This is a genomic window from Aquabacter cavernae (assembly GCF_003993795.1).
Lineage (GTDB): Bacteria > Pseudomonadota > Alphaproteobacteria > Rhizobiales > Xanthobacteraceae > Aquabacter > Aquabacter cavernae.
Genome location: NZ_RWKV01000015.1, coordinates 288,142 through 313,782, shown reverse-complemented (window position 1 = coordinate 313,782; position 25,641 = coordinate 288,142). Strand labels below are relative to the sequence as shown.

Genomic DNA, 25,641 nt, shown 5'->3' with positions numbered 1-25,641 from the left:
TTGCGGCTGGGGTCGTATCGGGCGGGACGGTTCCGCGCCCGGTGATGCCCCCTTGCGTCGAAGACGCAGGGTCGCTGTCCGGGTTCTTTCGAGGGAGCGCCGCTGGAACGTGCGCCGATCAGCTTGTGCAGCAAGCTGATCGGGTCATGTCTGTTCCGGGACTGGCTTGGAGGGCGATTCACCCGCCAGATTGACCCAATCTGGCAGGATCGCACGCCAAGGGCGCTGTCCGGGCTCGGCTCCTCGGGGTCGGCCGCGGGAATCCTGACCGCCGCGACCAAGGGAGCAACGTCATCAGGGAGGCGCCGGCGTGTCGGGGGTTGAACAACGCAGCGACGCCTTCCAGGAGACCGCCGTGGCGAGCTTCGTCAGCGGTTATGCCACGTTGCCGGGCATCCGCGACGAGATGATGGACGCCGAGGGGCGCCCGCGCGCCCATTGGGTGCCGTTCCTTGCGGCACTGGGTGAGCTTGGCCCCGAAGAGGTCCGCCGCCGGTTCGATGCGGCCGATCGCTACCTGAAGGATTCCGGCGTCTTCTATCGCGTCTATGACGATGGCGGCGGGCGCGAGCGGCCCTGGGCCCTCAGCCATGTGCCCCTGCTCATCGCCAAGGCCGACTGGGAAAATCTCGCCAGCGGGCTCGCCGAGCGGGCGGAATTGCTGGACCGCCTGCTGGCCGACCTGTACGGCCCCGCCGATCTGGTGCGCGATGGCGCGCTGCCGGCGGCGGCCGTGGCGGGCAGCCCCGAATTCCTGCGGCCCCTGGTGCATGTGAAGCCGCGCGGTGGCCGTTTCCTGCGCTTCTACGCGGCCGATGTGGGGCGTGGCCCCGACGGGCGCTGGTGGGTGCTCTCCGACCGGACCCAGGCGCCCTCGGGCGCGGGCTATGCGCTGGAGAACCGCCTTGCCCTCAGCCGTGCCCTGCCGGATGTCTCGCGCACCATGCGCATGGAGCGCCTCGCGGGCTTCTTCCAGTCCTTCCGCACCTCGCTGCTCAAGCTCGATCGCACGGGCGAGGGGCGTATCGGGCTGCTCACGCCGGGGCCGCTCAACGAGACCTATTTCGAGCATGCGCTCCTGGCGCGCTATCTGGGCTTCCTCCTGGTGGAGGGCGAGGACCTGACCGTGCGCGGGGATTCCCTGTTCGTGCGCACGGTGGCGGGCTTGCGCCGCCTGGACGTGGTGGTGCGCCGCCTGGATTCCGACTTCACCGACCCGCTGGAGCTGAATGCCCGCTCGCGGCTCGGCGTGCCCGGTCTTGTCCATGCGGTGCGCTCGGGGCGCGCGGTGCTCGCCAATGCGCTGGGCTCGGGCCTTGTGGAGACGCCCGCCTTGATGGCCTTCCTGCCGCGTCTCGCCATGCAGGTCCTGGGGCATGGCCTCTCCTTGCCCCATGTGGGCACCTGGTGGTGCGGCCAGGAGGCCGAGCGCACCCAGGTGACCGACCATCTGGACAGCCTTGTCATCGCGCCCGCCTTCGGCACCTCGGTCTCCGGCCTGCCGTTCCAGTCTTCGGCGCTGGGCGCGGACCTCGGGGCGGCGGACCGGCGCAAGCTCTACGGCCTTCTGGCCCGGCGCGGGGCGGACCTTGTGGGCCAGGATGTGGCGCGCCTCTCCACCATGCCGGTCTGGACCGGCAGCCGCCTGGAGCCGCGCCCCTTCGTGCTGCGCGTGTTCCTGGCCGCCACCGAGGATGGCTGGAGCGTGATGCCCGGCGGCTTCTGCCGCATTTCCGAGAATGTGGACGCCCGGGCCTTCTCCATCCAGCGCGGCGACCGCTCGGCGGATGTCTGGGTGCTGGCGGACGGCGACGTGGCGGGCACCACCTTGCTGCCCACCGCGGAGAATGTGCGGGTGCGCCGCTCCTCCGGCACCCTGCCGAGCCGCGCGGCGGACAATCTCTTCTGGCTCGGCCGCTATCTGGAGCGGGCCGAGGCGACCTTGCGGCTCGTGCGCGTGCTGGTGGGGCGCCTCTCGGAGACCGAGCCCGCGTCCAGTCCGCTGGTGACGCGGCTTCTCACCCTCCTGTCCTCCTGGGGCGCCATGCCCCGCGACCTCGCCCGCGCGACGCCCGGGCGCTATGCGGTGGCCGCGCTCACCCGCCATGACCTGCCCGGCGCGCTGCCGCAACTGGTGAAGAATGCGCGCGCCGCCGCCTCGGTGATCCGCGACCGTTTCTCGCCCGATGCCTGGCGCGCGCTGGTGGACCTTGAAGCCTGCGTGGATGCGCCCGTGCCCGCCTCGCCCACGGAGGCGGATGCCCATGAGCGGGCGGATTCGGCGCTGCGCATCGTCGCGGCCTTTTCGGGCCTCGCCAGCGAGAACATGAACCGGCTGACCGGCTGGCGCTTCCTGGAGATGGGGCGGCGCATCGAGCGCTCCATCGCCCTCATGCGCTTCGTGCGCACCTTCGGCGAGCCGGGCGCCCCCCAGGGCGCGCTGAACGCGCTGCTGCAATTGTCGGACAGCCAGATCACCTATCGCAGCCGCTATGTGATGATGGAGGCGCGCGGGCCGGTGCTGGACCTCGTCCTGCTGGACCCGGACAATCCCCGCTCCTTCGCCTTCCAGGTGGCGCGCATGGCGGCGCACCTGAAGGTGCTGCCCGGCCGCGACCCGGACGAGCCGCCGCCTTTCTCCGAGCGGATCGTCGCGCGCATGCAGGCGGACCTCACCGCCTCCAATGCGGACAGCTTCGACCTCGCGGATTTCGACGCGCTGGAGAACGACCTGATGCTGCTGTCGGACGAGGTCTCCGCCCATTATTTCATCCAGGAATCGGCGTCCGATTTCTGGCCCGGGCAGGGCTAGGGCGTTTCAGTGTTTCACGGAAACGCTGAAACGCTCTATCTCTTTATTTATCGCGTTTCCGTCACGCGAACCGCTTCCCACTTCTCTCGGAAACGCTCTAGGGCATGCTCTACGACATCCGCCAGACCACCACCTACACCTATGGCGCCCCGGTGCGCGCCGCGCGCCAGGTGCTGCGCATGACGCCGGTGGACCAGGGGGTGCACCAGCATGTGATCGCCCACATGCTCGACACCAAGCCGCCACCCAGCGAGATCGAGCATGCCGAGGACTTCTTCGGCAACGCCATCTGCTACGTGACGTTCGACACGCCCCATGAGCGGCTGGAAATCTCCATGCGGGCGCGCATCGACGTGCACCCGCTGCCGCTGCCGGACCCCGAAACCACCCCCATCGTGGATGCCGTGCGCGAAGAGGCCCTGGGCTCCTTCGACCTGTCGCCCGCGTCCCCGGTGCATGGCCTGTTCCCGACGCGCTCCGTTCCCTTCGATCCGGTCATCACGGACTGGGTGGCGGAAAGCTGCCCGCCGGATCGCCCGGTGCTGGTCGCCGCGCTGGAGGTGATGCAGCGCATCAAGGACGGCTTCGTCTACCAGCCGGGCGCCACCGACGTGACGACTTTGCCCTCCGAGGCCTTCGCGGCGAAGCGCGGCGTGTGCCAGGACTTCGCCCATGTGATGATCGCCGGACTGCGGGGCATCGGCATCCCCGCCCGCTATGTGTCGGGCTATCTGCGCACCGTGCCCCCGCCCGGCCAGCAGCGGCTGGCGGGTGCGGATGCGACCCATGCCTGGGTGGATGTGTGGTGCGGGGCGCAGGCGGGCTGGATCGGCCTCGACCCCACCAATGCCATTCCGGTGGGCGAGGACCACATCATCCTCGCCGTGGGCCGCGATTATGCGGACGTATCGCCGGTGGACGGCGTCATCGTCGCCTCGGGCGACCACATGCTCGCCGTGGGCGTGGACGTGATCCCCGTGGAGCGCCCGCAGGCGGAAGCCCCGGCCTCCTGACGCGCGCTATCCCGCGTAGAGATCCTTATAGGTGTCGCGCAGCACGTTCTTCTGCACCTTGCCCATGGTGTTGCGCGGCAGTTCGTCCACGAAGATCACATGCTTGGGCAGCTTGAACTTGGCGAGGCGCTCCTCAAGCCTGGCGTGGATGTCGGCTTCCGTGAGCGTGGCGCCCTTCGCCATCACCACCACGGCGGTGACGCCCTCGCCGAAATCCTTGTGGGGCAGGCCGATCACCGCGCTCTCCACCACGCCGGGCAAGGCGTCGATCTCGGTTTCCACTTCCTTCGGATAGACGTTGAACCCGCCGGTGATGACGAGGTCCTTGCCGCGCCCGACGATCTGGACATAGCCCGTGCCGTCCACCTTGCCGAGGTCGCCGGTGATGAAGAAGCCGTCATGGAATTCGGAGGCGGTCTTCTCGGGCATGCGCCAATAGCCCTTGAACACGTTCGGCCCCTTCACCTCGATCATGCCGATCTCGTCGGTGCCGAGCACGGCGCCGGTCTCCGCATGGGTGATGCGCAGGTCGATGCCGGGCAGGGGGAAGCCCACCGTGCCCGCGCGGCGGTCGCCGTCATAGGGGTTGGAGGTGTTCATGCCGGTCTCGGTCATGCCGTAACGCTCCAGGATCGCCTGGCCCGTGCGCTCGCGGAAGGCGCGGTGGGTCTCGGCGAGGAGCGGGGCGGAGCCGGAGACGAACAGGCGCACATGGGCGGTGGCCTCCCGCGTGAGTCCCGGCTGGTCCAGGAGGCGCGTGTAGAAGGTGGGCACGCCCATGAGGCTGCTGGCCTGGGGCATCAGGGACAGGCATTCCCGCGCGTCGAACTTCGGGCAGAAGATCATCCGCGCGCCGGCCAGCAGGATGACATTGGTGGCCACGAACAGGCCGTGCGTATGGAAGATGGGCAGCGCGTGGATCAGCACGTCGTCCCGCGTGAAGCGCCAATAGTCCCGCAAAGTGAGGGCATTGGAGAGAAGATTGTCGTGGCTCAGCATGGCGCCCTTGGCGCGCCCGGTGGTGCCCGACGTGTAGAGGATCCCGGCCAGATCGTCCGCGCCGCGCGGCACGTCCTCGAACGCCTCCGGCAGGTCGGCGGCGGCCCGCGTCAGCGACCCCGTCCCGTCCGCGCCCAGCGTCTCCACGCAGGGAACGCCGAGGCGCGTGGCAAGGGCGCGGGCCTCCGGCTCGATCTCGGGCCGGCACAGGAACAAAGTGGGCTCGGCGTCGGAGAGGAAATATTCCACCTCCGCCAGCGTATAGGCGGTGTTGAGCGGCAGGTAGACCGCGCCCGCCCGCACCGCCGCCAGATAGACCACCAGCGCCGTCCAGGACTTGTCCACCTGCACGGCCACCCGGTCGCCGGGCTTCACGCCGCGCGCCACCAGAAGGTTGGCGAGGCGCCCGGAAGCGGCCAGCGCGTCGGCATAGGTCTCCATGCCGCCGTCCGGATGGGTCACCAGCGGCGCGTCGAGGGCGGGAATGGCCGCGCGGATGGCGGCGAAGAGATGATTGCTGCTCATTTCGTCGGTACCAGTGCGCGCGAGGCATCCCCGCGCAGGAGTTTCTTCACCGCCGCGCTCGCCACGATCTCCCCCTTGCCCGCGAAGGCTTCGTGGTTCTTCTCGATGTCGGCCAGCACATAGCGGTAATTGACCATCAGGCCGGCGGCCTGGTCGATGCCCTTCTTGGAGAGGTCGCCCATGGCATTCACCCGCTCCAGCCGCGCGCCGTTGCCGAGATGGAAACGGGCCACGGGATCGAGCGGGCGGCCCTTGGACGACTTCGCCACAAGGAAATAATGGCCCGCCAGGGCGTTGATGACGGGGGTCAGTTCCGCGATCGCCTCCGGGCGCTCTTCCCAGCCGGCCTCGTCCAGCAGGTCCAGGGCCTTGCGGTCGGCGGGCGTGAGGAGGGCGTTGGGCTCCGCTTTGCGCTGCGCATCCAGGAAGGCGCGGAAGGCGGGGACCGGGGAGAGGGTCACATAAGTGGAGAGGGCGGGGATCTCGCGGGAGATTTCCTCCACCACCTGCTTGATAAGGAAATGGCCGAACGACACGCCGGCCAGCCCCCGCTGGCAGTTGGAGATGGAATAGAAGACCGCGGTGGTGGCCGCGGCCGGGTCGATCACGTCGCGCTCCTGCTCCAGGATCGGCCGGATGGCGCCCGGCACCTCCTTCATAAGAGCCACTTCCACGAAGATGAGCGGCTCGTCCACCAGGGCGGGATGGAAGAAGGCGTAGCAGCGGCGATCGGGCGAATCCACGCGGGCGCGCAGGTCGTTCCAGCCGCTGATGGCGTGGACCGCCTCGTAGCGGATGACCTTCTCCAGCACGTTGGCGGGCGTGGACCAGTCAATGCTGCGCAGGACCAGGAAGCCGCGATTGAACCAGGATGAGAAGAGGTGGCCGAAATCGCGGTCCACCGGCGCGAGGTCGCGGCGGCGCACCATGGCGTCCATCAGGTCCTCGCGCATGCGCACCAGCTTCAGGGTGGCGCTGGGCGCGAGATTGAGGCGGCGGAACAGTTCCTGGCGGCGCGGCTCGCTGGCGGCGTGAAGCTCGGTGACGGTGGCGTCCGACGGCTTGGCGGCATGGGCGGCGATGGCCTTCTCCAGCCGGGGAAGGTCGGGGCCGAAGGTCTCCAGCAATTGCTCGAAGAAGGCGATCCGCTCGCCGCTCTTCATGCGCTCGTAGCGGGAGAGGATGTCGGTGGCCATGGCGACGCCGGAGGCTTCGCCCCGGCCCGACAGCAGGTGCTCGCAGCGCTCCACCAGGGTGGCCGCGCGGGTCGCGCCGCTGGTCCGGGCATTGCGGTCCAGCAGAGCGCGACCGCGCTCGGCAATGGTGGTGAGAAGGTCGCCGAAGAAGCTCGTATTGCTGCTCATGGCCTCCGCTCCGTGACGTTCGCGCGTCCCCCATGGGACAGGGCGCCGGCCCCCTTGGCAAGCCGTCCTTCGCAGGGGGCGCACGGCCTGTGAAAACGCAGGGGCATGGGCGTAAACTCCCGAGGACGAGGCGCATGAAAAGCGATGAAGTATGGAAAGTCAATAATCAAGTATGCAAGATAGCCTGAGTTGCATTATGTTGGTGGAGCCGGGAGGGATGAGGTCATGCGGGGTGAGGCGACGCCGCGCCTGCGCGAGGCGCTGGAGGAGGAGATCGTGGCGGGGCGCCTGCGTCCCGGCCAGCGGCTGGACGAGGCGAGCCTTGCGGAGCGCTTTGGCGTGTCGCGCACCCCCATCCGCGAGGCGCTGATCCTGCTCGCGGCGTCCGGCCTCGTGGAGATCCGCCCCCGCCGGGGGGCGTTCGTGGCGCTGCTGGGGCCGCGCGCGCTCATCGAATCCTTCGAGTTCATGGCCGAGCTGGAAGCGGCCTGCGCGCGCCTCGCCGCGCGGCGCATGACGCCGGACGACCGCGCCACCCTCCTGGCCGTCCATGCCGCCTGCGAAGCGGCCATGCAGGCGGGGGACGACGAGGCCTATTACCCCGCGAACGCCGCGTTTCATCAGGCCATCTATGCCGCCGCCGCCAATCGCGTGATGGCCGGGGAGGCGCGCCGCCACCAGCTCCGCCTCCAGCCCTATCGCCGCCTTCAGCTGCGCGTGCCCCGGCGCATGGAGACGTCCTTCGCTGAGCATGAGGCCATCCTGTCCGCTCTGCTGGCGGGAGACGGGGATGCGGCGGCCGACCTGCTGCGGAACCATGTGCTGGTGCAGGGGGAGCGCTTCATGTCGCTGTTGCGCGCGCTCCAGGAGGAAGCGGACGCCCCGCTGGTGGGCGGGGATGAGAGCATTTCCGGGCGAAGTGCGAAGCGGTTCACGTGAAGGAAATGCGTAAAAACAAGGAGAGTGAGTGTTTCAGCGTTTCCATGCAAAGCTGAAACATTCCAGATTCAACCAGTTTCCGGCCCGGCGCTCGGTGTCTACCGCCCCAGGGAGATGCTGCCCGGCCATGACGCCGCACTCTTAGAAAACCTGTCCCGACCGCTTGAATGTCGATCGGCCCTAGTGCCCGCCCCATGCCGCCGGCCAGGTGGGCACCACCACCTTCCATCCCGTGGGCAGGCCGAAGAGGGGCCTGCCCTCCGACCCGCTGGCGGTGGTGGATTCGCGCTTGCGGGTGGCGGACGCATCGGTGATGCCCGCCGGCACGTCCGGCAACACCAATTCTCCGCCATCATGGTCGGCGAGAAGGCCGCGCGGATGGTCCTGGACGATACTCCGACCTGATCGTGACCTGGGGAAGATGGTCGCAAATTCCTCACGCGGATCTCCGACGCTCCGGGAAACCCTTCAAGATCCTAGGTCCTTTCCGCTTTCCCCTTGCGGTAAGAGCAAAGTTGGATACGATCCGGCGCGCCGTTCGCTACCCCTTTGGAGATTGGAACGGCCACAAAAAACATCTCATTCCAAAAGCACATTTTCCTTCTCGCCGAATCTGGCGAGGGGAGTCTGGCCGAAGGCCGGGCGGGGGAACGCCAAGTGGAAAAGATCCTGATCGTGGATGATCACGCGGTGAACCGCGAGTTCCTCTCGACGGTGCTGAAGCATGGCGGCTTCACCATCGCCGAGGCGCTCGACGGCTGGTCCGCGCTGGAGGCGGCCCGTGCGGATCGCCCCGATCTGATCATCTCCGATATCCTGATGCCGTCCGGCGACGGCTATGAACTCGTCCAGGCGCTGCGGCGCGACCCCGCGCTCGCAGAGGTGCCGGTGGTGTTCTACACCGCCCATTTCAACGAGCGTGAGGCCCTGAGCCTCGCCCGCGCCTGCGGCGTCAAATATGTGCTGACCAAGCCTGCCGAGCCGGAAGAGGTGCTGCGGGTGGTGCGCATGCTGCTGGCTGGCGCGGCCGGTGCGGGCACCGCTGGCGAGGAGGCGGAACAGACCGCCGAGCGGCAATATATGCGCCTCGTGGCGGACAAGCTGGTGCAGACCGCCGACGAGCTGGAATGGACCACCAGCCGCCTCATGGCGCTCATCGAGATGTGCCTCCAGATCACCTCGGAGCGCGAGCCCGGCCAGTTGGTGAAGACCTTCTGCCGCTGGACGCGCGATCTGGTGGCGGCCCGCCATGCGGTGGTGGGCCTGTGGGAGCCGGGCGCGCCCGCCGCCGGGCATGTGGCCGTGAGCGGCCTGTCGGACGAAGCCGCCGCGGCGGTGGAGGCGGGCCTGACCAATGCCATGCCGCATCCCGTTCCCCTGTCCGCCACCGGCCCCCTGCGGCGCTCGGGGCCGGTGAGCGATGCGGATGATCTCGGCCTGCCCTGGGCCTATCCGCCCGTGGGGGCCATGCTGGTCATCCCGGTGCGCTCCCCCACGCGCCAGTATGGCTGGGTGTGCGCCACCAGCCGCATCAGCGGCGATGCCTTCACGTCGGACGATGAGCGGCTGCTCACCATCTTCGCCTCCTATCTCGGGCGGATCTTTGAAAATCACTGCCTGCTCAGCGAACTGTCCGATCACGCCCGGCAATTGGAGACGGAAGTGACGCGCCGCTCCGCGAGCCAGTGGAGCGCGGAGATGCAGCGGGCCGTGACATCCGCCCTCGCGCAGGCCGCATCCCCGCAGGACGGTGCCGGCCGCATGCTGGAAGCCATCTGCACCAAGGGCGGCTTCGCCCTGGGCGAATTGTGGGAGGTGCCGCCCGGCGAGGATCGCCTCGCCCATGTGGCGACCTGGCACGCGGCGCCGGGGCCGGTGGAGGATTTCCTCGCCCAGACCAAGGCCATGATGTTCGAGCCCGGCCATGGGCTTCCCGGCCGGGTGTGGCGGGCGGGAATTCCGGTCTGGGTGCCCGATGTGGAGACGGAGCCGAGCTATCTGCGGACGGCTGCGGCGGTGGCCGCGGGCCTCAGGTCCGCCGTGGCCTTTCCCGTGACCGCGCGGGGCCGGGTGAGGGGGGTCATCTGCCTGTTCGGGAATTTCGTGCGGCCGCCGGACACGGACCTGATCGGCCTGTTCGATGCCATTGGCGGGCAGGCCGGGCAATTGCTGGAGCGCTACCGGCTGGAGGTGCAGGTCGAGGCGCTGATTCGCGAGCGCGCCCTGCTCGCCCAGGTGGCCGCCTTGACCGGCAGGGAGGAAACCTTGGCCGATCTGTTCGAGCGCGCCTGCTGGATCGCGGTGGAGACCGGCGGCTTCGCCCTTGCCCAGGTCCGTGGCATGGATGAGCAGGGGCGGATCAAAACCCTTGCCATCGCAGGCTTCGAGACGAGGGAGCCGACGCTCGCGGATGGCGGCGGACTGGTCCCCGGCGTGTTCGCCACAGGTGCGCCTGCAGTGGACAATAGCTGCGGCTTCACGCGGCCCGGCGATGGCGCCTGCGCGGCATTGCCGGTGATGCTGAAGGGGCGGGTGCGCGCGGTGCTGGTGCTGCATGCCGACGCGAGCGGCTTCTTCTCTCCCCCGGCCCTGGAAACGGCGAAGCAGATGGCAGGCAGCCTTGCCCTCGCGCTGGACGCTCTTGAGGGGCGGGGCAGCGCCGCCCACGTCTGAAAAGGAAAGCCGGCGCACGCCCTGCGAGGCGGCGCGCCGGCTGACCTGTCAGGCCAGCGCTTCCATGGCGCGGGCCCGGGGCACATAGTAGCCCGGCTTGGTGCCCGGCACGAAGGCATTGGAAATGCCCATCACCGTCTCGGCGCCGCCCAGCAGCAGATAGCCGTCGGGGGCCATGCATTTGGCGACGCGGCCCAGGATGTTCTCCTTGGTGGGCACGTCGAAATAGATGAGCACGTTGCGGCAGAAGACGATGTCGAACACGCCGAGCATGGCGAAAGAATCAAGCAGATTCAGCTTCCTGTACTTCACCATTCCACGCAGATCCGCCGAAATCTGCCATTGCTCGCCGACCTTCGTGAAATATTTCAGCAGGAGCTGGATCGGCAGGCCACGCTGGACCTCGAACTGGTTGTAGATGCCGGCTTCGGCCCGGGCCAGCACTTCGGTGGACAGGTCGGTGCCGAGGATCTCCACCTTCCGCCCGCCAAGCAGGTGGGCGTTCTCCTTCAGCGCCATGGCGATGGAATAGGGCTCCTGGCCGGTGGAGGCGGCGGCGCACCAGATGCGGATGGTCTGGTGGCTGCGGCGCGCCTTGGCGAGGGCGGGCAGCATCTCGGTGGTGAACAGGTCGAACGGGCGCTTGTCGCGGAAGAACAGCGACTCGTTGGTGGTCATGGCCTCGATCACCGCCTCGGCGAGGCCGAGCGGCTGGTTCTCCCGCAGGCCCCGGGCGAGGCGCGCCATGTCCTGGAGCGCGAAGCGGCGGATGACGGGATCGAGGCGGCTCTCCAGCAGATAATGCTTGTCGTCGGTCAGGACGAGACCGGACTTCGCCTTCAGGTAGGAGCGCAGGAATTCGTAATCGCCGGCCGAGATCATGCGCGCCCTCCCGTCAGTATCCGTGTCACCTTCTTGCCGATCTCGCCGATGGGAAGGATGTCGGCGCAGGCACCCGCGGCGACCACGGCGCCCGGCATGCCCCACACCACGCTCGATTCTTCGTCCTGCGCGATCACGCTGCCCCCGGCGGCCGTGATCAGGCGCGCCCCGTTCGCCCCGTCAGAGCCCATGCCCGTGAGCACCATGGCGAGGGTCGTGCGGCCGTAGATCTCGGCGACGGCGCGGAACATGGGATCCACCGCCGGCTTGCAGAAATTGACCGGCTCGGTGTCCTGGATGCGGATCACCGTGTCCTTGCCCTGCTTCTCCAGCACCATGTGGAAGCCCCCCGGCGCCACATAGATATGCCCCGCTTCCAGCGGCTGCCCGTCCACGCCCTCGCGGGCGGGCCGTCCGGCGGCGCGGGAGATGTGCTCGGCCAGGATGGAGGTGAAGGTGGCCGGCATGTGCTGGACCACCACGGTGGGCACATGGCCGAGCGCCGGGCCGATATCACCGAACAGGCGCGTGAGCGCCTGGGGGCCGCCCGTGGAGCTGCCGATGGCGAGGATGGCCGGCGGGGACATGGAATAGGATTTCAGCTTCCCCGGAGCCCGGGCTTCCGTCAGCCGGGGACGGGCGGGGAACGGGGCGGGCGGCGGCGCCTTCTCCCGCTCCACCACAGGCGCGGCGACCGGCGCCACCGGAGCGGGCACGGGCGGGCCAACGGGCGGGCGCGGCAAGGAGCGCTTCAGGATGCGCAGGCCCAGGCTGCGCACCTTGGTGGTCAGTTCGCGGCGGAAATCGTCCGCCGCCGCCATGCCACGGGAGGCGTCGGGCTTGGGCAGGTAGTCGGCGGCGCCGAGCGTCAGCGCCTTCAGGCTGACTTCCGCGCCCCGCCGGGTGAGGGCCGACGCCACCAGGACGGCGACGCCCGGCCGGCGCTCCAGGATCAGCGGCAGGGCGGTGAGGCCGTCCATGCCGGGCATTTCCAGATCCAGCACCACCACGTCGGGCTGGGTCTTCTGCACGTCGTTCGCCGCCAATTGTCCATTGGGGTGGGTCGCGACGATTTCGACGCCCTTTTCCTCCGAGAGCCAGCGCGAGACGATGCCGCGAACCATCACGGAATCGTCCACCACCATGACCCGGATAGGACGGGGAGCATCTGCGGCTTCGAGGGGTTGGGGCGCCGGAGCGGTCATTCGGAAAGCTCTTGGATGAGGCCGACGACTTCGAGCTTCTCGTTCAGGATGTCCGCATCGAAGGGCTTCATGATGTATTCGTCAGCCCCGAGCGACAGCGCCTGCGTGATGTGGTCGATGTCGTTCATGGTGGTGCAGAAGATCACTTTCGGCGTGGTCCCGCCCGGGCTCGCGCGCAGGCTCTTCAGGAATTCCAGGCCGTTCATGACCGGCATGTTCCAGTCCAGAAGGATCATGTCGGGCATGGCGTCGTAGCAGGCCGTGAGGGCCTCCTGGCCGTTCTGCGCCTCCGAAACGACGAACGACTGCCGCTCCAGCAGGCGCCGCGCAACCATCCGCACGACGCGGGAATCATCCACCACCAGGGCTGTCTTCATGTTCTCCTCCTCACACCTGGCTCAGGCTTACGCGGCGGTGCGGCGGGCGCCGAGGCGGGACAAGGCCCGTTCGACATCCAGCACCAGCATCAGTTCGTTGGACAGGCGGTGAACGCCGATGACCAGTTCGGCCCAGCGCGGGTCGAGATTGGCGGGGTTCGCCTCCCGCTTCGCGCTCTCCAGCACCAGCACCTCGCCCACCTCGTCGATAACGAGGCCGAAGGCTTCGCCATGCCGCTCGATGCCCACGGCGGTCTTGGTCTCGCCGGTGGAGGTGAGGCCCAGCAGGCGGCGCATGTTCACCATGGTGACGATCCGGCCGCGCAGGTTCAGCACGCCCTGGATCTCGGCGGGCGCCAGCGGCACCCGGGTCACCCGGTCGGGCGTGAACACTTCATGGACGATCTCGATGGGCACGCCGAACAGCTGGCCCGCGATGCGCACCGTCACATACTGGATGACACCCGCGGCCTTTTCGGCGTCGGAATGGGTCTTGCTCATGCCGCTTCTCCCTGGGCGGAGCCGGTGAATTCCTGAAGGGCCGAGATCAGGCCCGGACGGTCGAACTTGGCGACGCAGTCGGTGAAGCCGGCGGCCCGGCCGCGCTGGATCGCCAGGGAGGGGTTGGAGCCCGCCATGGCGATGATCGGCACGTCGGTCATGCCCAGCTTGCCGCGCACCGCTTCCGCGAAGCTGAAGCCGTCCATCTCCGGCATTTCCACGTCGCTGACGATGGCGGCGAAGCGGTTGTCGGCGGCGAGCCGCTCCAGGGCCTCATGGGCGGAGGCGCAGGCGATGACCGCGTAGCCCTTGCCCTTCAGGACCGGCTGCAGGAGGTTGCGGAAGAACGGGCTGTCGTCCACCAGGAGCAGGCGCGGCTGCTCGGCCTTCGAGGAGAGATGGTTGGCGTCGTCCGAGAAGGCCTGGGAGAGGAAGTAGCCCACATCCAGCACTTCGGTGGCGCGGCCATTGATGATGGCGCCACCCACTGTCTGGGGCGAGGTGGAGGCGATCTCCAGGTCGAGCTGGCTCTCCACGATGTCCACGATCTCGTCCACCGCGAGACCCATGACCTGGGCATCGTGGGAGAAGATGAGCATGGGCCGCGTGCCCACGCCCTTTTCGGCGGGGGCGCCATTGGCCACCAGAATGGGGATGAGCTTGCCGCGATACTGGATGACCGAGCGGCCGTCCACCTTCTCGATGGTCTCCTGGGACAGCTCTTCCAGGCGCGTGACCAGGGAGAGCGGCACGGCGCGCACATCCTCGGACCCGGCGCGGAACAGCAGCAGGGACATGACCTGATCGGCGTCCGCATCGGCATGCACGGAGCTGGCCAGCACGTTGGCCGCCGTGGCCTCGGACGTGGTCGCCACCGACTGCGCGAGGCCGTTCGGGTCGATGATCATGATCACATGGCCGTCGCCCAGGATGGTGCTGCCGGACACCAGGGACACCTGGCGCAGCACCGACGACATGGGCTTCACCACGATCTCCTCGGTGTGGGAGACGCTGTCCACCACCACGCCGAAGCTCTCATTGCCCACATGCATGACCGCGATCAGGCGGTTCTCGAACTCCGCCTCGGTGGTCTCCACCGAGGAATCCACGAGGCCCAGCAGGCGGCCGAGATGCAGGATGGGGAGCAACTGGTTGCGCAGGCACAGGACGGGCGAGTCGTTCAGGCGGCGCACCGCATGCTCGGAATCCGCCTTCACCCGCACCAGTTCCAGCACCGCATTCTGCGGGATGGCGAAGCGGTCGCCGGACACTTCCACGATGAGCGCCGGCATGATGGCCAGCGTCAGCGGGATCTTGATGATGAAGGTGGAGCCGGAGCCCGCCTTGGACTGCACGTCCACCGTGCCGCCGATGGACTCGATATTGGAGCGCACCACGTCCATGCCGACGCCGCGGCCGGACACGCTGGTCACCTTCGCGGCGGTGGAGAAGCCGGCAGCGAAGATGAAGCGGAAGATCTGGCCGTCCGACATCTTGGCCAGCTCGGCCTCGTCGGCGAGGCCGTTCTCCAGCGCCTTCGCCTTGATGCGCGCGAGGTCCAGGCCCTTGCCGTCATCGGAGATCTTCACGATCACGAACCCGCCCTCGTGATAGGCGGAGAGGCGGATCAGCCCCTTCTCGGACTTGCCGAGGCGGCGGCGCTCCTCGGGCATTTCCAGCCCATGGTCCGCCGAGTTGCGCACCATGTGGGTAAGCGGGTCCTTGATCTGGTCGAGCACCTGCCGGTCCAGCTCGGTCTCGCTGCCGTGCATTTCCAGCTCGACATGCTTGCCCAGCTCCTGCGCCAGGTCGCGCACGATGCGCGGCAGCTTCTGCCAGGCATTGCCGATGGGCTGCATGCGGGTGCGCATGATGGCGTCCTGCAACTCGCCGGTCACGTTGGACAGGCGCTGCAGGGAGACCTTGTAATCGTGATCCTCGTTGCGCCGGGCGATTTCCAGCAGCTGGTTGCGGGTCAGCACCAGCTCGGAAACCATGGTCATGAGGTGTTCGAGCATGCCCACGCTGACGCGGATGGACTGGGCGGCCACCGGGGTGCCGTGGGCGCCGTCTTCGTCCTTCTTCGACGGGTGCTCGTCGTCCTTCACCAGGATCGGCTTGCCGGAGGACTTGGCCGGAACGGTCTTCGCGGCCTCTTCGACGGGCGCGGGCAGGGCCGCGGGCTTGGGAGCGGCGGGCAGCTTCTGCTTGGAGGCGCCCTTCATGGGCACTTCCACCTCGGTCTGGCGGAACAGGCGCTCCAGTTCGTCCAGCGGCACTTCGCCGGGCAGCAGTTCCCGCTCCAGGCTCTGGGTCACCAGCGCGCCCATGCCCACGGGCTTGGCCGGGACCGGAACCGTGGCGGGAACCGGCGGCGGGGGCGCGACGATCTCCAGCGCCGCCATGGCCAGCAATTGCTCGATGAGGTCGCTGTCGGAGCCTTCCGGCTCCACGCCCTCATTGATCTCCAGTTCGGCGAGCAGGAGCTTGATGCGGTCGATGGAGACGAGGACCAGGCTCACCGCGTCCGGGGTGACGGGCATGCCCTCGCGAAACTTGTCCATGAGGGTCTCGGCCGCGTGGGCGAGCGCCGCGAGGCGCGTCAGCCCGATGAAGCCGCAGGTTCCCTTGATGGTGTGAACGAGGCGGAAGATGTTGTTCAGGATCTCGCGATTGTTCGGATCCCGCTCGAATTTCACAAGCTCCGCGTCGGCCACGTCGAGGCTTTCGCTGGTCTCCGTCAGAAATTCCCGCAGCAACTCATCCATTGTTTTTCTCCAACGGTCCCGTCCCCGGACGGTGTGGTCCCAGCGTCCATGTTCCCCGTGATGGAGCCCCGCGCCCCCGGCAGGCCATCGCCCCGAACAGGGGCGTACGCAGGCCGTTGCCGGTGGCGCAGGAACCACCACGATCCCCTCCGGGCGATACCGCTGGCGCGGGTCCGCGGCCGGAAGGGCTCAACCCCCTGATGCCCGCCGCCGATGCGGCGGGCCCGTCTCGTCACGCGGCGCGAACGCGCTCGATGAAATTGTCCACCTGCGAGCGCAGGTTTCCGGCCTGCGAGGCAAGGTCGGATGCGGACCGCACGATCTCGCCGGACGCGCGGCCGGTATCGGCGGCGGCGCTGCTGACGGTGGTGATGCTGGAGGACACTTCCAGCGTCCCCTGCGCGGCCTGATGCACGTTCTGGGCGATCTCGCCGGTGGCCGCGCCCTGCTGCTCGATGGCGGCGGCGATGGCGGCGGACACCTCGTCGATGCGGCGGATGGTGCCGGAAATCCCCTCGATGGCCCGCACCACCTCATGGGTGGCGCCCTGCACGGCGGAGATCTGGGAGGAAATCTCGTCGGTGGCCTTGGAGGTCTGCTCCGCGAGGGTCTTCACCTCCATGGCCACCACGGCGAAGCCGCGTCCCGCCTCGCCCGCCCGCGCCGCCTCGATGGTGGCGTTGAGCGCCAGCAGATTGGTCTGCGCGGCGATGTCGGTGATGAGGTTCACCACCTTGCCGATGCGCTCGGCGCTGGCGGCAAGGCCCCGCACCACATCCACGGTGCCGGATGCCTGGTCGGTGGCCTCGCCCGCGATCCGGGCGGCGGTGGACACCTGGGCGCCGATCTCGCGCACCGAGGCGGCCAGTTCCTCGGCGGCGGAGGCGGCCACCTGGACGTTGCTGGTGGCCTGCTCGGCGGCGGCGGCGACGATGGTGGACTGGCGGGAGGTTTCGTCCGCCGAGAAGTTCATGGTGGAGGCGCTGCTTTCCAGCTGCGTCACGGCGGCGGCCACGGTGCGCACCACGCCCGAGACTTCCTGGTCGAAGCGATCGGCCAGTTCACGCATGGCCTGGCGCTTCTCGGCTTCCATGCGCACGGCGGTGGCGGCCTGCGCCTCGCGCATCTGCTCGGCCTCGCGCAGTTCCACCAGCAGGCGGTCGGTGCTGCGCCAGAGGTCGCCCACCTCGTCATTGCCGAGCTTCGTCTCCACCGCGATGTCGAGATTGCCGGCGGCCACCTTCTTCAGCGCGTCGGCGATGCGGGCGATGGGCCGGCTCAGCGTGATGATGCCCACATAGAGCGCGATGCCGATGCCCACCAGCAGCCCGACGAGGGTGGTGGCGATGATGACGGTCTGCGTGCTCGCCCGCAATTCCTCGGAGCGATGGGCCAGCGGCGCCATGGAGGCTTCCTGGATGGCGGTGTACTTGCCCAGCGAGTCCTGCAGCGCCTTGCGGTTGGCGCGGTTGGCGTCGTTATTGCCCTGGCGGCTCGCGGCCGCGGGGCCGTCCTCGACGGCGAGGCGGGCGGTCTCGGTGCGGAACTGGCGGAATTTCGCGAGGTCGTCGGACAATTGGGCGACCACCACGGCCTCATCGGGCGGGGCGGCGTCCTTGGCCTGGGCGGCTGCCTTGTCCAGCTTGTCGAGCGTGCGCAGGATGCCGGCGGCGAAGGGCTTGGCCTCTTCCTTGGTCTCAGCCATGTAGGTGCCGCGCGCTTCCATCACCACGGTGGTGATGAGGCCGTTCATATGCTCGGACAGGAACAGGCGGCGCGAGACCTGGTCCAGCTCCTGGATAAAGGAGGCTTGCTCCTTCAGCGCGTACAGGGACACGCCGGCCAGCGTGAGGGTGGACACCCCGAGAACTCCGACAATCCCGTAGATCTTGTTGATTATCTTCATGTTCCGCTCCTCGGGATCAGTGCGTGGCCTTTGCCGATTTATCTGTGTTGTCGGCTTTCGATGGGGGCTGGGCAGTCGGCGATTCCGCCATCTTCCGCATGTCGTTCTTGTCGATGTAGTTGATGCTGTCGATCAGGACATCATGGATGACCTCGCCGTTCATCTTGGCGTTCGCGTCCTTCTTGATCTTGTCCAGCATGTCTTTGAAGTTGTACTTTGACAGCTTCCCGGTATCGACCCGGCCGTTATTGTAAATCTCGGTGAAGGCCGCGCTGGTGGCGAAGACCTGGGGATCCACGCCCAGGCGCCGGAGCTGGGAGGAATCGGTGGTGATCACCAGCTTGGCGATCACATAGCCGCGCACGCTTCCGTCGATGATCATCGGCACGTTGATGGTGGGAAGGCGCACATATTCGGGACCGCCGCTGAACGGCATCTCCGCCTTCATGTCCGAGGCGCCGGCGGCCCAATAGGCGGTGCCGTAGATGGACAGAAGGGTGACCACGCAGACCCACAAGCCGATGAAGAGGAAGCGGATCACGTCATCCCCCGCCCATAGGTCCCGGAGGTGGAATAGGTGCCGTCGGATTCGGCTTCACGGATGGCCGAGTGGAGGATGGAGCCCACTTCCTGCGCGGCCGACAGATGCAGGCCGAGCAGCTCGAAATTCTGCTGCAGCGCCTCGCGCAGGGCGCGCACCCGGTTGAGCGTGCCGTTATCGAGGCGCGGGGGCACCGCGCGGGCGATGCGGGTCAGTTCCAGCAGGCTGCGGCTCTTGCGGCGGCTGATCTCGGCGAAGTCGATGTCGGCATGGGCCCGCAGCGCCTGGGTCTCCTCGCGAACCAGTTCCTCCAGCCGGTCCAGCGCGCTGACCAGGGTGGACGGCGAGGCGGCGTCGAGGGCGCGATCATCCATGGAGGGCTCCAGTGCGGGCGAAGACGATGCGGGCGACCGCCGCGGGCGTTCTTCTTCCGTCATCTGCGGGTAGGGGGACGCGCTGTTGAAGGTGCTCATGCCTTCGGCTCGCTGGGCTGGACCGGCGGCGGCAGGTTGTCCGCGGCGGCGGCGCTGCGTGCGACGCTGGCGGAGACGCGCTGGGCGATGCCGATGCCGCCGGCCTTGGAGGCTTCGTTGGCGATCTTCTCCGACAGCATGGAGCGCCAGACCTCGCCCGCAGTGCCCGAGCCGAACACGCTGGACGCCTTGGCGGGCATCATGTTCTGCACGAAGCTGGAGAGGATCATGGCCTCGAACTGGCGGTAGGTTTCCGAATTGCCCTGGACCGCGCCCTTCTGGGCGAGGGCGGTCGCGTTGCGCAGGTTCATGGACGAGGCCGGGCTGAGGACCGACAACTGGTCCACCGGCAGCCCCATTTGGCGCATCTCGGTATCGAACTGGCCGGAGAAAGCCGTGGCGGAGGAGGTGCTGGAAGCCTGCCGGAGTCGCGTCGCCATGGCCTGGGCCTTGGTGGGATCGGCGGCATTGATCACGTCGAGGATCAGGTCTGAAGGAGGTTGGATACCCATTGTCCTGCTGCTCTTCGTCCAGGTTCAGCAACTATTCTTGCCTCTTCAAGCTGTCGGCAGGCTTGCATGGGGAAGAGGCCGCTGGAGCCGGTTGTGGCAAAACGATCCGCTTTGGCAGGCAAAGTTGCAGGGTCTCGTGGTGATCCGGTGCGGTTCAGGCGCGACGTTGAGCCGGCGGCCTTCTCCGGCTCAGCGTCGAGCAGCCACAGGGCGAATATGGCGGATGCGATCTCGAATGAGGTCAAATACGCCGCCGCATCATCTGCGCGGGCCCGTCCCGGAATGGAGGCCCCGCGCGGAACCTGACCGGGAGCGTCAGGCGCCGTCGGCGTCGGACTTCGCGCTCCGGGCGGCCACCTGATCGAGAAGCGTGTCGAAATCCGCCTTCTCGCGGGCATGGGCTTCGGCGGTGCGCACCTTCTCCAGCATGCGCTCCGCCCGCTTCAGGCGCTGGGCTTCCTCAAGGACCTTGGCGGCCTGGGTGGTCTCGGCGCTGGAGAGCACGGCCCGTTCCCGGGCGACCGTCTTGAGGCGCCGGGCCGCCACGTCCACCAGCACCGGGCCGAGCAATTCGTCGGTGAGGGTGTCCAGCAGAGCGGTGCGGGTATGCTCGTTCTGGACGATGTCCGTGCGGATTCCGGCGAGCTTCCATTCGCTGGAGCGATGGAGCTGGTCCTGGAGGGCGACGAGGCGCCGGGCCTTGCGTGTGCGGTTGCTCATGGCCGCTTCACATATTCCTGTTCACATATTCCTGGCCCAGAGGGCGAAGGCGTCGAGGAATGCTTCCAGCATCTCCGTAACCATCGCGTAGAGCAAGATGAGTCCCCCCGCCAGGACGAACGGGGTGGAGATGAAATAGACCGGAATCTGCGGCACCAGCTTGTTGGTGAGGCCGATGGCGAAGTTGACGATCACGCCATAGATGAAAAACGGGCTGGTGATGCGCAGCGCCAGGATGAAGGTGGCGCTCATCTGGTCGGTGAGGGAGGTGAGCATCCGTCCCGAGCCGAGCCACAGGCCCGGTGGAACCTGGCTGTAGGATTCCACGAGGCCGCGCAGCAATTGCCAGTGCAGGCCGCTGACGAAGATCAGGATCACGCCCACCAGCGAGAGAAGGGTGGCGATTTCCGGCAATTGCTGCCCGTCATCCACCACGCTCCCCACCATGGAGGAGAAGCCGATGAGCTGCGCGGCCGCCGACAGAAGGGTCTGGAAGGCGATGAAGAAGATCCGCGCCAGCAGGCCGATGAAGGCGCCCGCCGCCAGTTCGGAAGAGATGGCCAGGAACAGGTCCGCCAGCGTGGAGGGCGGCCCCTGGCGGGCGAGCGCGGGTTCCACGACGGGCAGCAAGGCGAGGGACAGGCTGACCCCGAGAAACAGGCGCACCTGCATGGGCAGCCGGTTTCCCGAAATGCCCGGCAGCAGCATCAGGCAGGCACCGATGCGGGAGAAGACCAGGATCGCATTGATGATCCAGACCTGGAGTTCCGCATTCACGAAATGGTGCCCAGGGACTTGATCTGCGCGCCGCGCGCGATCTCCACATGGGAGAGCACGGGCAAGGAGGGGAACATGCGCTCGATGATCATGCGCACATAGGGGCGAGAATCCGGCGCGGTGACCAGCACGAAGCTGCCGCCCAGCTTCATGCGGTCGCGCACGGCGGTGGAGGCCTCGGTGCCGAACTGCTCCACAAGGCGCGGATCGATGTCGAATTCCACCACTTCGCCCTTGGCGTCGCGCTTGAGGCTTTCGTGGAAGGTCAGGTCCCACTTGGAGCCGAGGCGCAGCACGTTGAGCGTTCCGCCCTCGGACAGGTCGCCGCAGATCTGCTGCGCCATGCGCATGCGCACATGCTCCACCACCTGCTCGGACCGGCGGGCATGGGGCACGATCTCGGCGATGGCTTCGAGGATGAGGTGGAGGTTGCGGATGGAGACGCGCTCCGCCAGCAGCAGCTTCAGCACAGCCTGGAGGCCGGAGAAGGAGATCTGGGACGGGCAGATGTCGTCGATGAGGCGCTTATATTCGGGGTCCAGCCGGTCCAGCAGCGTGCGCATGTCCTTGTAGGAAAGGAGCTGCGCCAGATTGTTGCTGATGACCTCGCTGAGATGGGTGAGCATCACCGACAGCGTGTCCACGGGGTGGAAGCCCTCGCGGCGCACTTCGGTGGCATAGGCTTCGGAGACCCACACGGCCTTGAGGCCGAAAGCGGGCTCGCGCACCTCGTCGCAGGGCACGTCGGGCTTGGGGCCGTCGGACGTGACCACCAGCAATTCGCCCACCCGCATTTCCTGCGTGGCGACGGCGGTGCCGTGGATCTTGATCTGGTAGCTCTTGCCGGGGACGGAGAGGTCTTCGCCGAACTTGATCTCGGGCACCACGAAGCCGTAGCGCTGGGCGAATTTGCGCCGGATCTTGGAGATGCGGAGCTGGAAGTCCTGCGGATTGCGCAGCACGCTGGTGGCGAGCTGCTTGCCCACGGCCAGTTCCACCTCGTAGGTGCGCAGCGATTCCTTGACCGATTCCCGCGCTTCCTTGGCGGCCTGCTCCTGCTTGGCGGTCTCGACCGCATCCTCGGCGGCCTTCTTCTTCGCCAGTTGCCTCGGGATGGTGTAGCCAATGAACGCCATGATGCCGCCCAGCACCGCGAAGGGCAGGAAGGGCAAGCCTGGTACCACCGCGAGCGCCATCATGAGGCCGGCGGCCACGAACAGGGCACGCGGATAGGCGCCGAGCTGGCTCAGCACCGCCTTTTCCGCAGAGCCGCGCGTGCCGCCCTTGGAGACCAGCAGGCCGGCCGCCAGCGACACGATGAGGGCGGGGATCTGGGAGACCAGGCCGTCGCCCACGGAGAGGCGGGTGAAGATGTCGGCGGCGTCCGCCAGCGGCATGCCGTGGCGCGTCACCCCGATGATGATGCCGCCGAAAATGTTGACCGCGATGATGATGAGCGATGCGATGGCCTCGCCGCGCACGAACTTGGAGGCGCCGTCCATGGAGCCGAAGAAGGCGCTTTCCTCCTCCAGCTCGGAACGGCGCTTCTGCGCTTCCTTGTCGTTGATGAGCCCGGCATTCAGGTCCGCGTCGATGGCCATCTGCTTGCCGGGGATGGCGTCGAGGGTGAAGCGGGCGCCCACTTCCGCGATACGGGTGGCGCCCTTGGTGATGACGAGGAAGTTCACCGTCACCAGGATCAGGAACACCACGATGCCGATCACGAAGTCGCCGCTCATGACGAGCTGGGAGAAGCCGTGAATGATGTGGCCGGCGGCGGTCACGCCGTCCGAGCCGTGGGAGAGGATGAGGCGCGTGGTGCCGATGCCCAGCGCGAGGCGCAGCAGGGTGGCGATCAGCAGCACGGTGGGGAAGGCGGAGAATTCCAGCGGCTTGTTGATCCACAGCGCCACCATCAGGATCAGGACCGACAGCGCGATGGACAGAGCGAGGCCGAGATCGATGAGGACCGGCGGAATGGGCAGGAACAGGATGGCCAGGATGGCGACCACGCCCATGGCGAAGCCGATATCCCTGCGGGAGGCCCGTTCAGCGGGGGCGGGCTTTGCGCCGGATGTCGGACCCGTGATGGACATGTCGCTCATTGCTCAGCCGCCCTTCCGGGAGCTTCAGAAGCCCGTTGTAATGCGGCCATACACCAATTCTGTGAAGGCCATGATCTGACCGCCCATGAAAGGTCCGGTTAACGCGGCGACCGCCAGCACGGCGATGATCTTGGGAATGAATGTCAGCGTCATTTCCTGCACCTGGGTCAGGGCCTGGAGCAGGGCGATGAGAATGCCCACGAGCATGGCGACCGCGACCGCGGGGCCGGCTGCCACCAGGATGGTCCAGATGGCGGACTGGACGAGATCGAGGGCATCCGCCTCGGTCATGCGACGGAGATGCCGGTCTCGAGAACCACTTCCTTGCCGCTGGTAAGGGTCGCCACCGTGGCGTCACTATAGGTCTTCACCGAGGCGACTTCGCCGGTCACGGTGCCATCGGCGCTGGTGAGGGTCTTGCCGATGAAGCTGGCGGCATTCTCCACCGCGTTGGACGCGAGCAGGGTGTCCAGCTTCTTGTTGGTGGCCACGCCCTGCTCCACCTGGGAGAAGGAGGCGAGCTGGGACATGTATTCCGAGCTGTCCATGGGCGAGGTGGGATCCTGGTTCTTCATCTGGGCGATGAGGAGCTGCAGGAACGCATCATAGTCCACGGTTTTGCTGGTGGCGCTGCCGGCGGACGAGTTGCTGGCGGCATTGCTGTTCAGGGAGGAGACCGTAGTCATAGCGTGCTCTCCAGGACAGGGACGCGCGCCGCGCGGGGGGCGGCGGGCACGGTGCTCGCGGTAGACGGCTTGGCGAGGATGGCATCCTCCATCGCGAAAAGGCAACGGATCTGGCGCAGCGCCTCATAGAGGCGGTCGCGGGTCACCAGCATCTCCACCTGGGCCAGCGCCTCCAGGAGGGTGAGGGTCTCGACGGCCTGGTGCAGGGCCTCGATCTGCTGCTGGAACAGGCCCAGCGCGCTGTGCGCGTTGCGCGGATCGATGAGCATGGCCTGCACGGTGAAATAGAGCTGGCGCAGGGGGGTGGTGGTGTCCTCCACCTGCAGGACGTGGCTTTCCAGGAGGAAGCACACGTCGTTCATCAGTTCCAGCGTCACCTTGCGGTCCACCCGGACCACGGCTCCGTTGATGAAGATGCGCTCGCCGGGCTTGAGGTTGATCCGCATGGGCTTCGTCATTTCAGGCCATCCCGGATGGTGCGGGTCACGTCGATGATGCCCGTGAAGCTCTTGCCCTTCACCTGCATGATCTGGTCGGCTTCCTTGATGATCCAGAGGCCGATGGAGATGAGGTTGGCGCGCAGCGCCTCGCCCAGCTCGTTGCCCGGGTCGGCCAGATCCTTGATGAGGAAGCCCCAGAGCTTCTGGAGGTAGAGCACGGCCTGCATGGCCTCGGGGGAATTGGGGCCCTTGTCCTCGGCCGCGGTGAGCAGGTCGATGGCGTGATCGAGTGCGAGGCGCTCCTGCGCGCGGCGCTCGGCGCTGGAGTCGTTGACGATCTCTGCGTAAGAAATCCTGTACATCGTCATGTACCTCGCCGATTAAACGTAATTGAGGATCGAAAGCTTCATGATCTGCGAGGTCAGCGAGTAGGACATCTCGATCTGCGTCGTCAGAAGGTCTACTTTCGTCTTCGCCTCCGAAGGATCCACCGACTCGAACGAGCTGATCTGGCTTTTCAGGTTTTCGGTGGACTTGGTCATCTGGTCGTTCACCGTGGTGATCCGGGCCTGTACGGACCCCATTTGCGTGCTGGCATCGATGAGGCCGTTGACGGCCACGCCGAGAATTTCACGCGCCTTGGTCGCCACCACTTCGAGGGTCTTCGGGTCCAGATTGCTGGTCGAAAACTCCGCTACCATCGTGTATGCCATGGCGAGCTTGCGCATGGCTGTCTCATTGGCGCTGACCGAGGTGGTCATGGTCTCGGACGGAGAGATGGCGCTGCTGCGCGCCTCATCCGAGGCGGACGACCAGTTGGTGCCCCAGGCCGGCTCCTCGAACTCCGCCGCGAAGGCCCCGTTGAGGAAGGTTTCCATGTCGGCCGGAGTGATGTCGCTGATGGTGGTGTCGTCAGGCGTGCGGCCGCCGAACGCGGTCTGGAAAGCGGTGATGACCGACGCCTGCGCGCCGTCCGCATAATTGCTCATGGGCGCGCTGCCGCTCTGGACGCCGCCGAACAGGTAACGCCGCCCGTCGGAGACGTTCAGCGTGGAGATGAGGCTGTCCAACTTCGAGCGCGCATCGGAGGCGAGCGTGCCCGGAGACGCGCTGGCATCGTTCAGGGCGATGAGGGAATCGAGGAATTCCTGGGCGTTGTCGCGCAGGTCCGTCAGCCCGTTTTCCGTCGTCTTGAGCTGGATCGAGACGGCGGTGTTGTTCTGGATCATGGCCTCGTAGCGGGCCTTCTGGTTGCGCAGCTCGACGCTGGCGTCCGAGCGCACGCCGTAATCCAGGCCGATATCCGCGCGCGAACCCGTCACCAGTTCGGTGTTGGTCTTGGTCAGTTCCTGCTGCAGTCGAATGATCGACGTGCGGGGGGAATTCTGAATGGTCTGCGTGGAGATGAAGGTCGTACGCATGA

General features: G+C 67.3%; 23 protein-coding genes and 1 pseudogene. 5 read left to right on the top strand and 19 right to left on the bottom strand.

Annotation, left to right across the window (positions count from 1 at the left end):
• Positions 1–310: 310 nt before the first annotated feature.
• Positions 311–2,812 carry a circularly permuted type 2 ATP-grasp protein gene (locus tag EJJ38_RS14840; RefSeq protein WP_245454261.1) on the top strand — a complete coding sequence of 834 codons (2,502 nt, stop codon included), beginning with the start codon at positions 311–313 and terminating at the stop codon, positions 2,810–2,812.
• 104 nt (positions 2,813–2,916) lie between these two features.
• On the top strand, positions 2,917–3,825 hold the full coding sequence (locus tag EJJ38_RS14835; protein WP_127090894.1) for a transglutaminase family protein: 909 nt from the start codon (positions 2,917–2,919) through the stop codon (positions 3,823–3,825).
• A 6-nt stretch (positions 3,826–3,831) separates the two neighbouring features.
• Here EJJ38_RS14835 and EJJ38_RS14830 read toward each other — a convergent pair whose 3' ends face one another.
• Both EJJ38_RS14830 and EJJ38_RS14825 read right to left on the bottom strand, forming a co-directional pair.
• Positions 3,832–5,349 carry a malonate--CoA ligase gene (locus tag EJJ38_RS14830; RefSeq protein ID WP_127090893.1) on the bottom strand — a complete coding sequence of 506 codons (1,518 nt, stop codon included), beginning with the start codon at positions 5,347–5,349 and terminating at the stop codon, positions 3,832–3,834.
• On the bottom strand, positions 5,346–6,713 hold the full coding sequence (locus EJJ38_RS14825; RefSeq protein WP_127090892.1) for a malonyl-CoA decarboxylase: 1,368 nt from the start codon (positions 6,711–6,713) through the stop codon (positions 5,346–5,348). Before EJJ38_RS14825 ends, EJJ38_RS14830 begins: the two co-directional genes overlap by 4 nt.
• 225 nt (positions 6,714–6,938) lie before the next feature.
• Between EJJ38_RS14825 and EJJ38_RS14820 the strand changes: the two genes are divergently transcribed.
• The 3 genes and pseudogenes from EJJ38_RS14820 to EJJ38_RS14810 all read left to right on the top strand — a co-directional run bounded on the left by EJJ38_RS14820 (position 6,939) and on the right by EJJ38_RS14810 (position 10,325).
• The gene (locus tag EJJ38_RS14820) at positions 6,939–7,652 is read left to right on the top strand and encodes a GntR family transcriptional regulator (protein WP_127090891.1); all 714 of its coding nucleotides are present in this window, start codon (positions 6,939–6,941) and stop codon (positions 7,650–7,652) included.
• Positions 7,653–7,848: 196 nt separating this feature from the next.
• A pseudogene (locus tag EJJ38_RS20675) lies at positions 7,849–8,057 on the top strand (GMC oxidoreductase); the annotation flags it as partial.
• Between the two features lie 252 nt (positions 8,058–8,309).
• The gene (locus tag EJJ38_RS14810; RefSeq protein ID WP_127090890.1) at positions 8,310–10,325 is read left to right on the top strand and encodes a GAF domain-containing protein; all 2,016 of its coding nucleotides are present in this window, start codon (positions 8,310–8,312) and stop codon (positions 10,323–10,325) included.
• A 48-nt stretch (positions 10,326–10,373) separates the two neighbouring features.
• Here the strand turns inward: EJJ38_RS14810 and EJJ38_RS14805 are convergent, their stop codons facing one another.
• The 17 genes from EJJ38_RS14805 to EJJ38_RS14725 form a co-directional block, all read right to left on the bottom strand.
• Positions 10,374–11,207: a CheR family methyltransferase gene (locus EJJ38_RS14805; protein ID WP_127090889.1), complete on the bottom strand. Its 834-nt coding sequence runs from the start codon at positions 11,205–11,207 to the stop codon at positions 10,374–10,376.
• Positions 11,204–12,412, bottom strand: coding sequence for a chemotaxis-specific protein-glutamate methyltransferase CheB (gene cheB / locus EJJ38_RS14800; RefSeq protein WP_245454260.1), 1,209 nt, complete (start codon positions 12,410–12,412; stop codon positions 11,204–11,206). The genes EJJ38_RS14805 and cheB overlap by 4 nt, the downstream gene beginning before the upstream one ends.
• On the bottom strand, positions 12,409–12,789 hold the full coding sequence (locus EJJ38_RS14795; RefSeq protein WP_127090888.1) for a response regulator: 381 nt from the start codon (positions 12,787–12,789) through the stop codon (positions 12,409–12,411). Before EJJ38_RS14795 ends, cheB begins: the two co-directional genes overlap by 4 nt.
• A gap of 27 nt (positions 12,790–12,816) precedes the next feature.
• On the bottom strand, positions 12,817–13,290 hold the full coding sequence (locus EJJ38_RS14790) for a chemotaxis protein CheW (RefSeq protein WP_127090887.1): 474 nt from the start codon (positions 13,288–13,290) through the stop codon (positions 12,817–12,819).
• Positions 13,287–16,058, bottom strand: a complete 2,772-nt coding sequence (locus EJJ38_RS14785) for a hybrid sensor histidine kinase/response regulator (protein ID WP_127090886.1) — start codon at positions 16,056–16,058, stop codon at positions 13,287–13,289. The genes EJJ38_RS14790 and EJJ38_RS14785 overlap by 4 nt, the downstream gene beginning before the upstream one ends.
• A gap of 232 nt (positions 16,059–16,290) precedes the next feature.
• A complete protein-coding gene (locus EJJ38_RS14780) occupies positions 16,291–17,964 on the bottom strand; it encodes a methyl-accepting chemotaxis protein (RefSeq protein ID WP_127090885.1) in 1,674 nt (557 codons plus the stop codon).
• Positions 17,965–17,980: 16 nt separating this feature from the next.
• Positions 17,981–18,505 (bottom strand): hypothetical protein, encoded by a 525-nt coding sequence (locus tag EJJ38_RS14775; RefSeq protein WP_205666178.1) that lies wholly within the window; start codon positions 18,503–18,505, stop codon positions 17,981–17,983.
• Positions 18,502–18,879 carry a hypothetical protein gene (locus tag EJJ38_RS14770; RefSeq protein ID WP_127090884.1) on the bottom strand — a complete coding sequence of 126 codons (378 nt, stop codon included), beginning with the start codon at positions 18,877–18,879 and terminating at the stop codon, positions 18,502–18,504. The genes EJJ38_RS14775 and EJJ38_RS14770 overlap by 4 nt, the downstream gene beginning before the upstream one ends.
• A gap of 95 nt (positions 18,880–18,974) precedes the next feature.
• Complete coding sequence (locus EJJ38_RS14765) at positions 18,975–19,490, bottom strand: rod-binding protein (protein ID WP_127090883.1); 516 nt, start codon at positions 19,488–19,490, stop codon at positions 18,975–18,977.
• Positions 19,491–19,805: 315 nt separating this feature from the next.
• Positions 19,806–20,210, bottom strand: a complete 405-nt coding sequence (locus EJJ38_RS14760; RefSeq protein WP_127090882.1) for a hypothetical protein — start codon at positions 20,208–20,210, stop codon at positions 19,806–19,808.
• Positions 20,211–20,231: 21 nt separating this feature from the next.
• Positions 20,232–20,987, bottom strand: a complete 756-nt coding sequence (locus tag EJJ38_RS14755) for a flagellar biosynthetic protein FliR (RefSeq protein ID WP_127090881.1) — start codon at positions 20,985–20,987, stop codon at positions 20,232–20,234.
• Positions 20,984–23,092: a flagellar biosynthesis protein FlhA gene (gene flhA, locus EJJ38_RS14750; RefSeq protein WP_164738522.1), complete on the bottom strand. Its 2,109-nt coding sequence runs from the start codon at positions 23,090–23,092 to the stop codon at positions 20,984–20,986. Before flhA ends, EJJ38_RS14755 begins: the two co-directional genes overlap by 4 nt.
• Before the next feature lie 24 nt (positions 23,093–23,116).
• Positions 23,117–23,383, bottom strand: a complete 267-nt coding sequence (gene fliQ, locus EJJ38_RS14745; protein WP_127090880.1) for a flagellar biosynthesis protein FliQ — start codon at positions 23,381–23,383, stop codon at positions 23,117–23,119.
• Positions 23,380–23,778 (bottom strand): flagellar hook assembly protein FlgD, encoded by a 399-nt coding sequence (flgD, locus tag EJJ38_RS14740; protein ID WP_127090879.1) that lies wholly within the window; start codon positions 23,776–23,778, stop codon positions 23,380–23,382. Before flgD ends, fliQ begins: the two co-directional genes overlap by 4 nt.
• Positions 23,775–24,236 carry a flagellar biosynthesis repressor FlbT gene (gene flbT / locus EJJ38_RS14735; protein WP_164738521.1) on the bottom strand — a complete coding sequence of 154 codons (462 nt, stop codon included), beginning with the start codon at positions 24,234–24,236 and terminating at the stop codon, positions 23,775–23,777. The genes flgD and flbT overlap by 4 nt, the downstream gene beginning before the upstream one ends.
• The gene (gene flaF / locus EJJ38_RS14730) at positions 24,233–24,580 is read right to left on the bottom strand and encodes a flagellar biosynthesis regulator FlaF (protein WP_127090878.1); all 348 of its coding nucleotides are present in this window, start codon (positions 24,578–24,580) and stop codon (positions 24,233–24,235) included. Before flaF ends, flbT begins: the two co-directional genes overlap by 4 nt.
• Positions 24,581–24,598: 18 nt before the next feature.
• Complete coding sequence (locus EJJ38_RS14725; protein ID WP_127090877.1) at positions 24,599–25,639, bottom strand: flagellar hook-associated family protein; 1,041 nt, start codon at positions 25,637–25,639, stop codon at positions 24,599–24,601.
• Positions 25,640–25,641 lie beyond the last annotated feature (2 nt).

What these genes read in the sequence shown, in the direction of transcription:
- EJJ38_RS14830 (WP_127090893.1), bottom strand. Translation starts at nt 5,349, where the DNA reads ATGAGCAGCAATCATCTCTTCGCCGCCATCCGCGCGGCCATTCCCGCC.
- EJJ38_RS14785 (WP_127090886.1), bottom strand. Translation starts at nt 16,058, where the DNA reads ATGGATGAGTTGCTGCGGGAATTTCTGACGGAGACCAGCGAAAGCCTC.
- EJJ38_RS14760 (WP_127090882.1), bottom strand. Translation starts at nt 20,210, where the DNA reads ATGAGCAACCGCACACGCAAGGCCCGGCGCCTCGTCGCCCTCCAGGAC.
- EJJ38_RS14770 (WP_127090884.1), bottom strand. Translation starts at nt 18,879, where the DNA reads ATGGATGATCGCGCCCTCGACGCCGCCTCGCCGTCCACCCTGGTCAGC.
- fliQ (WP_127090880.1), bottom strand. Translation starts at nt 23,383, where the DNA reads ATGACCGAGGCGGATGCCCTCGATCTCGTCCAGTCCGCCATCTGGACC.
- EJJ38_RS14805 (WP_127090889.1), bottom strand. Translation starts at nt 11,207, where the DNA reads ATGATCTCGGCCGGCGATTACGAATTCCTGCGCTCCTACCTGAAGGCG.
- flbT (WP_164738521.1), bottom strand. Translation starts at nt 24,236, where the DNA reads ATGACGAAGCCCATGCGGATCAACCTCAAGCCCGGCGAGCGCATCTTC.
- EJJ38_RS14725 (WP_127090877.1), bottom strand. Translation starts at nt 25,639, where the DNA reads ATGCGTACGACCTTCATCTCCACGCAGACCATTCAGAATTCCCCCCGC.
- flaF (WP_127090878.1), bottom strand. Translation starts at nt 24,580, where the DNA reads ATGTACAGGATTTCTTACGCAGAGATCGTCAACGACTCCAGCGCCGAG.
- EJJ38_RS14780 (WP_127090885.1), bottom strand. Translation starts at nt 17,964, where the DNA reads ATGAAGATAATCAACAAGATCTACGGGATTGTCGGAGTTCTCGGGGTG.
- EJJ38_RS14795 (WP_127090888.1), bottom strand. Translation starts at nt 12,789, where the DNA reads ATGAAGACAGCCCTGGTGGTGGATGATTCCCGCGTCGTGCGGATGGTT.
- EJJ38_RS14835 (WP_127090894.1), top strand. Translation starts at nt 2,917, where the DNA reads ATGCTCTACGACATCCGCCAGACCACCACCTACACCTATGGCGCCCCG.
- EJJ38_RS14765 (WP_127090883.1), bottom strand. Translation starts at nt 19,490, where the DNA reads ATGGGTATCCAACCTCCTTCAGACCTGATCCTCGACGTGATCAATGCC.
- flgD (WP_127090879.1), bottom strand. Translation starts at nt 23,778, where the DNA reads ATGACTACGGTCTCCTCCCTGAACAGCAATGCCGCCAGCAACTCGTCC.
- EJJ38_RS14825 (WP_127090892.1), bottom strand. Translation starts at nt 6,713, where the DNA reads ATGAGCAGCAATACGAGCTTCTTCGGCGACCTTCTCACCACCATTGCC.
- cheB (WP_245454260.1), bottom strand. Translation starts at nt 12,412, where the DNA reads ATGACCGCTCCGGCGCCCCAACCCCTCGAAGCCGCAGATGCTCCCCGT.
- EJJ38_RS14790 (WP_127090887.1), bottom strand. Translation starts at nt 13,290, where the DNA reads ATGAGCAAGACCCATTCCGACGCCGAAAAGGCCGCGGGTGTCATCCAG.
- flhA (WP_164738522.1), bottom strand. Translation starts at nt 23,092, where the DNA reads ATGAGCGACATGTCCATCACGGGTCCGACATCCGGCGCAAAGCCCGCC.
- EJJ38_RS14820 (WP_127090891.1), top strand. Translation starts at nt 6,939, where the DNA reads ATGCGGGGTGAGGCGACGCCGCGCCTGCGCGAGGCGCTGGAGGAGGAG.